The 5,494-nt window shown below is 54.6% G+C and carries 2 tRNA genes and 3 rRNA genes; all 5 read left to right on the top strand.

The annotated features are described in order from the left end of the window. Positions 1-237: 237 nt before the first annotated feature. The 5 genes from C666_RS18335 to rrf all read left to right on the top strand — a co-directional run bounded on the left by C666_RS18335 (position 238) and on the right by rrf (position 5,437). Positions 238-1,775: ribosomal RNA gene (locus C666_RS18335) — 16S ribosomal RNA — on the top strand. 80 nt (positions 1,776-1,855) lie between these two features. Continuing rightward, a tRNA-Ile gene (locus C666_RS18330) sits at positions 1,856-1,932 on the top strand. Positions 1,933-1,955: 23 nt separating this feature from the next. Continuing rightward, positions 1,956-2,031, top strand: a tRNA-Ala gene (locus C666_RS18325). Positions 2,032-2,315: 284 nt separating this feature from the next. Continuing rightward, a 23S ribosomal RNA gene (locus tag C666_RS18320) occupies positions 2,316-5,201 on the top strand. A gap of 122 nt (positions 5,202-5,323) precedes the next feature. After that, positions 5,324-5,437: ribosomal RNA gene (gene rrf / locus C666_RS18315) — 5S ribosomal RNA — on the top strand. The 16S, 23S and 5S rRNA genes sit together here with 2 tRNA genes alongside, the layout of an rRNA operon. The last annotated feature ends 57 nt before the right edge of the window (positions 5,438-5,494 follow it).

The raw sequence follows: 5,494 nt of genomic DNA, 5'->3' as shown, positions 1-5,494 counted from the left end.
GGTTTGGGTTGTTTTCTTCGGTGTTTGTTTTGAAGAAAGTGGTCTGGACGGGTTGACAGGTTGTTTGCTGTTGGTCATAATCTCGTTTCTGTGCTGCAGCGATTGCGGCGCTCTTTAACAACTTGAACAACCGATAAGTGTGGGTGCTTGGTGGTTGTGGCCGGCAGCGTTTGCTGCGGTTTCACAATGATTAGGTGCTCATACTGCAAGTCAGTATTTTGAGTACTTTGCTGGATTGAACTTAAGAGTTTGATCCTGGCTCAGATTGAACGCTGGCGGCATGCTTTACACATGCAAGTCGAACGGCAGCGCGGGCTTCGGCCTGGCGGCGAGTGGCGAACGGGTGAGTAATGCATCGGAACGTGCCCAGTCGTGGGGGATAACACATCGAAAGATGTGCTAATACCGCATACGTCCTGAGGGAGAAAGCGGGGGAATCTTCGGATCCTCGCGCGATTGGAGCGGCCGATGTCAGATTAGCTAGTAGGTGAGGTAAAGGCTCACCTAGGCGACGATCTGTAGCGGGTCTGAGAGGATGATCCGCCACACTGGGACTGAGACACGGCCCAGACTCCTACGGGAGGCAGCAGTGGGGAATTTTGGACAATGGGGGCAACCCTGATCCAGCCATGCCGCGTGAGTGAAGAAGGCCTTCGGGTTGTAAAGCTCTTTCGGCCGGGAAGAAATCGCATTCTCTAACATAGGATGTGGATGACGGTACCGGACTAAGAAGCACCGGCTAACTACGTGCCAGCAGCCGCGGTAATACGTAGGGTGCGAGCGTTAATCGGAATTACTGGGCGTAAAGCGTGCGCAGGCGGTTTGCCAAGACAGGCGTGAAATCCCCGGGCTTAACCTGGGAACTGCGCTTGTGACTGGCAGGCTAGAGTACGGCAGAGGGGGGTGGAATTCCACGTGTAGCAGTGAAATGCGTAGAGATGTGGAGGAACACCGATGGCGAAGGCAGCCCCCTGGGCCTGTACTGACGCTCATGCACGAAAGCGTGGGGAGCAAACAGGATTAGATACCCTGGTAGTCCACGCCCTAAACGATGTCGACTAGTCGTTCGGAGCAGCAATGCACTGAGTGACGCAGCTAACGCGTGAAGTCGACCGCCTGGGGAGTACGGCCGCAAGGTTAAAACTCAAAGGAATTGACGGGGACCCGCACAAGCGGTGGATGATGTGGATTAATTCGATGCAACGCGAAAAACCTTACCTACCCTTGACATGCCAGGAATCTTGCTGAGAGGCGAGAGTGCCTTCGGGAGCCTGGACACAGGTGCTGCATGGCTGTCGTCAGCTCGTGTCGTGAGATGTTGGGTTAAGTCCCGCAACGAGCGCAACCCTTGTCACTAGTTGCCATCATTTGGTTGGGCACTCTAGTGAGACTGCCGGTGACAAACCGGAGGAAGGTGGGGATGACGTCAAGTCCTCATGGCCCTTATGGGTAGGGCTTCACACGTCATACAATGGTCGGTACAGAGGGTTGCCAAGCCGCGAGGTGGAGCCAATCCCTTAAAGCCGATCGTAGTCCGGATCGTAGTCTGCAACTCGACTACGTGAAGTCGGAATCGCTAGTAATCGCAGATCAGCATGCTGCGGTGAATACGTTCCCGGGTCTTGTACACACCGCCCGTCACACCATGGGAGTGGGTTTCACCAGAAGTAGGTAGCTTAACCTTCGGGGGGGCGCTTACCACGGTGAGATTCATGACTGGGGTGAAGTCGTAACAAGGTAGCCGTATCGGAAGGTGCGGCTGGATCACCTCCTTTCAAGAGAACAGGCCACTTCGGCCAAGTATCCACAACTTATCGGTTGTTCAGGCGAGAGAAGAGCCTCGAAGCGCATGAGAGGGTCTGTAGCTCAGCTGGTTAGAGCACCGTCTTGATAAGGCGGGGGTCGTTGGTTCGAACCCAACCAGACCCACCAGGATTTGGTTGCTTGAGACAGGAGGGGCTGTAGCTCAGCTGGGAGAGCGGCGGCTTTGCAAGCCGTAGGTCGTCGGTTCGATCCCGACCAGCTCCACCACCGTGCTCGGCAGGATGTGTGATTCGAGAAGTCAGCGATGCTGATCGGCGTGAAGGCCGTTTGGTTATGTATGGGTGTCGGTATCCCTGACTTCTTGGCTGGTGAAGTGGCCAGTTTGAGGTTTGCTCTTTAACAAAGTGGAAGAAGTGTAGTACGTACCGAGCCGGTGCGTACTGCAAGTTGTGTGATTGCATGGGTCCGGGCTGGGTAGTCAGCGCAGTCTGGACCGCACAAACGAGTTCGTCCTGTTTCCGGTGCTTCGATGAGAGGCACTAAGGTTATAGGATCAAGCGACTAAGTGCATGTGGTGGATGCCTTGGCGATCACAGGCGATGAAGGACGTGTAAGCCTGCGAAAAGCGCGGGGGAGCTGGCAATAGAGCTTTGATCCCGCGATGTCCGAATGGGGAAACCCGGCCCGATGAGGGTCATCTCACACTGAATTCATAGGTGTGTAGAGGCGAACGCGGCGAACTGAAACATCTAAGTAGCCGCAGGAACAGAAATCAACCGAGATTCCGCAAGTAGTGGCGAGCGAACGCGGAGTAGCCTGCACGACTAAACCATCAGCTTAGCAAAACGGTCTGGAAAGTCCGACGATACAGGGTGATAGTCCCGTATGCGAAAAGCCGGTGGCGGGTCTGGGCGTGCGACAAGTAGGGCGGGACACGTGTAATCCTGTCTGAAGATGGGGGGACCATCCTCCAAGGCTAAATACTCGTGATCGACCGATAGTGAACCAGTACCGTGAGGGAAAGGCGAAAAGAACCCCGGGAGGGGAGTGAAATAGATCCTGAAACCGCATGCATACAAACAGTGGGAGCCTCGAAAGGGGTGACTGCGTACCTTTTGTATAATGGGTCAGCGACTTACGTTCAGTAGCGAGCTTAACCGAATAGGGGAGGCGTAGCGAAAGCGAGTCTGATAAGGGCGTCGTAGTTGCTGGGCGTAGACCCGAAACCGGATGATCTATCCATGGCCAGGATGAAGGTGCCGTAACAGGTACTGGAGGTCCGAACCCACTAACGTTGAAAAGTTAGGGGATGAGCTGTGGATAGGGGTGAAAGGCTAAACAAATCCGGAAATAGCTGGTTCTCCCCGAAAACTATTTAGGTAGTGCGTCGTACGGACACTTGCGGGGGTAGAGCACTGTAATCGTTGGGGGGGTCACTGCGATCTACCCCGCGATAGCAAACTCCGAATACCGCAAAGTGATATACGGCAGACAGACATCGGGTGCTAACGTCCGGTGTCAAGAGGGAAACAACCCAGACCGCCAGCTAAGGTCCCAAATGCATGGCTAAGTGGCAAACGAGGTGGGAAGGCACAGACAGCTAGGAGGTTGGCTTAGAAGCAGCCATCCTTTAAAGAAAGCGTAATAGCTCACTAGTCGAGTCGTCCTGCGCGGAAGATGTAACGGGGCTCAAGCCATGAACCGAAGCTGCGGATGTGTCTTTGACACGTGGTAGGGGAGCGTTCCGTAAGCCTGCGAAGGTGTCTCGTAAGGGATGCTGGAGGTATCGGAAGTGCGAATGCTGACATGAGTAGCGATAAAGGGTGTGAAAAGCACCCTCGCCGTAAGCCCAAGGTTTCCTGCGCAACGTTCATCGGCGCAGGGTGAGTCGGCCCCTAAGGCGAGGCAGAAATGCGTAGTCGATGGGAAACGGGTCAATATTCCCGTACCGGTTCTAGATGCGATGGGGGGACGGAGAAGGTTAGGTTGGCCATCTGTTGGAATAGGTGGTTCAAGCGTGTAGGCGTGCCCGGTAGGCAAATCCGCCGGGCTGAGCTGAGGCGTGATAACGAGGCTCTTAGGAGCCGAAGCAACTGATACCCTGCTTCCAGGAAAAGCCTCTAAGCTTCAGTCTAGAATCGACCGTACCGCAAACCGACACAGGTGGGCTGGTAGAGAATACCCAGGCGCTTGAGAGAACTCAGGAGAAGGAACTCGGCAAATTGATACCGTAACTTCGGGAGAAGGTATGCCCCGTTAGCTTGTAGGAGTACATCCGAAGGGCGAAGGGGCCGCAGAGAATCGGTGGCTGCGACTGTTTATTAAAAACACAGCACTCTGCAAACACGAAAGTGGACGTATAGGGTGTGACGCCTGCCCGGTGCCGGAAGGTTAAGTGATGGGGTGCAAGCTCTTGATCGAAGCCCCGGTAAACGGCGGCCGTAACTATAACGGTCCTAAGGTAGCGAAATTCCTTGTCGGGTAAGTTCCGACCTGCACGAATGGCGTAACGATGGCCACACTGTCTCCTCCTGAGACTCAGCGAAGTTGAAATGTTTGTGAAGATGCAATCTCCCCGCGGCTAGACGGAAAGACCCCATGAACCTTTACTGTAGCTTTGCATTGGACTTTGACGGGACTTGTGTAGGATAGGTGGGAGGCTATGAAACCCGGACGCTAGTTCGGGTGGAGCCAACCTTGAAATACCACCCTGGTGTCGTCGAGGTTCTAACCCAGGCCTGTGAATCCAGGTCGGGGACCGTGCATGGTGGGCAGTTTGACTGGGGCGGTCTCCTCCCAAAAGGTAACGGAGGAGTACGAAGGTCACCTAGGTACGGTCGGACATCGTACTGATAGTGCAATGGCAAAAGGTGGCTTGACTGCGAGACCCACACGTCGAGCAGGTGCGAAAGCAGGTCATAGTGATCCGGTGGTTCTGTATGGAAGGGCCATCGCTCAACGGATAAAAGGTACTCTGGGGATAACAGGCTGATTCCGCCCAAGAGTTCACATCGACGGCGGAGTTTGGCACCTCGATGTCGGCTCATCACATCCTGGGGCTGTAGCCGGTCCCAAGGGTATGGCTGTTCGCCATTTAAAGTGGTACGTGAGCTGGGTTTAAAACGTCGTGAGACAGTTTGGTCCCTATCTGCCGTGGGCGCTGGAAGTTTGAGAGGGCCTGCTCCTAGTACGAGAGGACCGGAGTGGACGCACCCCTGGTGTACCGGTTGTGACGCCAGTCGCATCGCCGGGTAGCTATGTGCGGAAGAGATAACCGCTGAAAGCATCTAAGCGGGAAACTCGCCTCAAGATGAGACTTCCCCGGGGCCTCGAGCCCCCTGAAGGGTCGTTGAAGACCACAACGTTGATAGGTCGGGTGTGGAAGCGTGGCAACACGTTGAGCTAACCGATACTAATTGCCCGTGTGGCTTGATCCTATAACCTTACCCAAGACAAACTCGGTAACGTGCAAAAAAGCGTGCGAACACACCACGCGCAATCACACAACAACACACTTCTTCACGCTTTGGCTGGAAAACACTCCAGCAACAAGTCAAAGTCTGACGACCATAGCTTTGTGGTACCACCCCTTCCCATCCCGAACAGGAACGTGAAACACAAACGCGCCGATGATAGTGAGGTCCGCCCTCGTGAAAGTAGGTCATCGTCAGACTAACTACCCAAAAACGCCCGATCAAAAAACATTGATCGGGCGTTTTAACGTCTACGC

Origin of the sequence: Thauera linaloolentis 47Lol = DSM 12138, assembly GCF_000310205.1 — a bacterium.
In the GTDB taxonomy this organism is placed as follows: domain Bacteria; phylum Pseudomonadota; class Gammaproteobacteria; order Burkholderiales; family Rhodocyclaceae; genus Thauera; species Thauera linaloolentis.
This window is presented reverse-complemented; position numbering and strand designations above follow the sequence as displayed.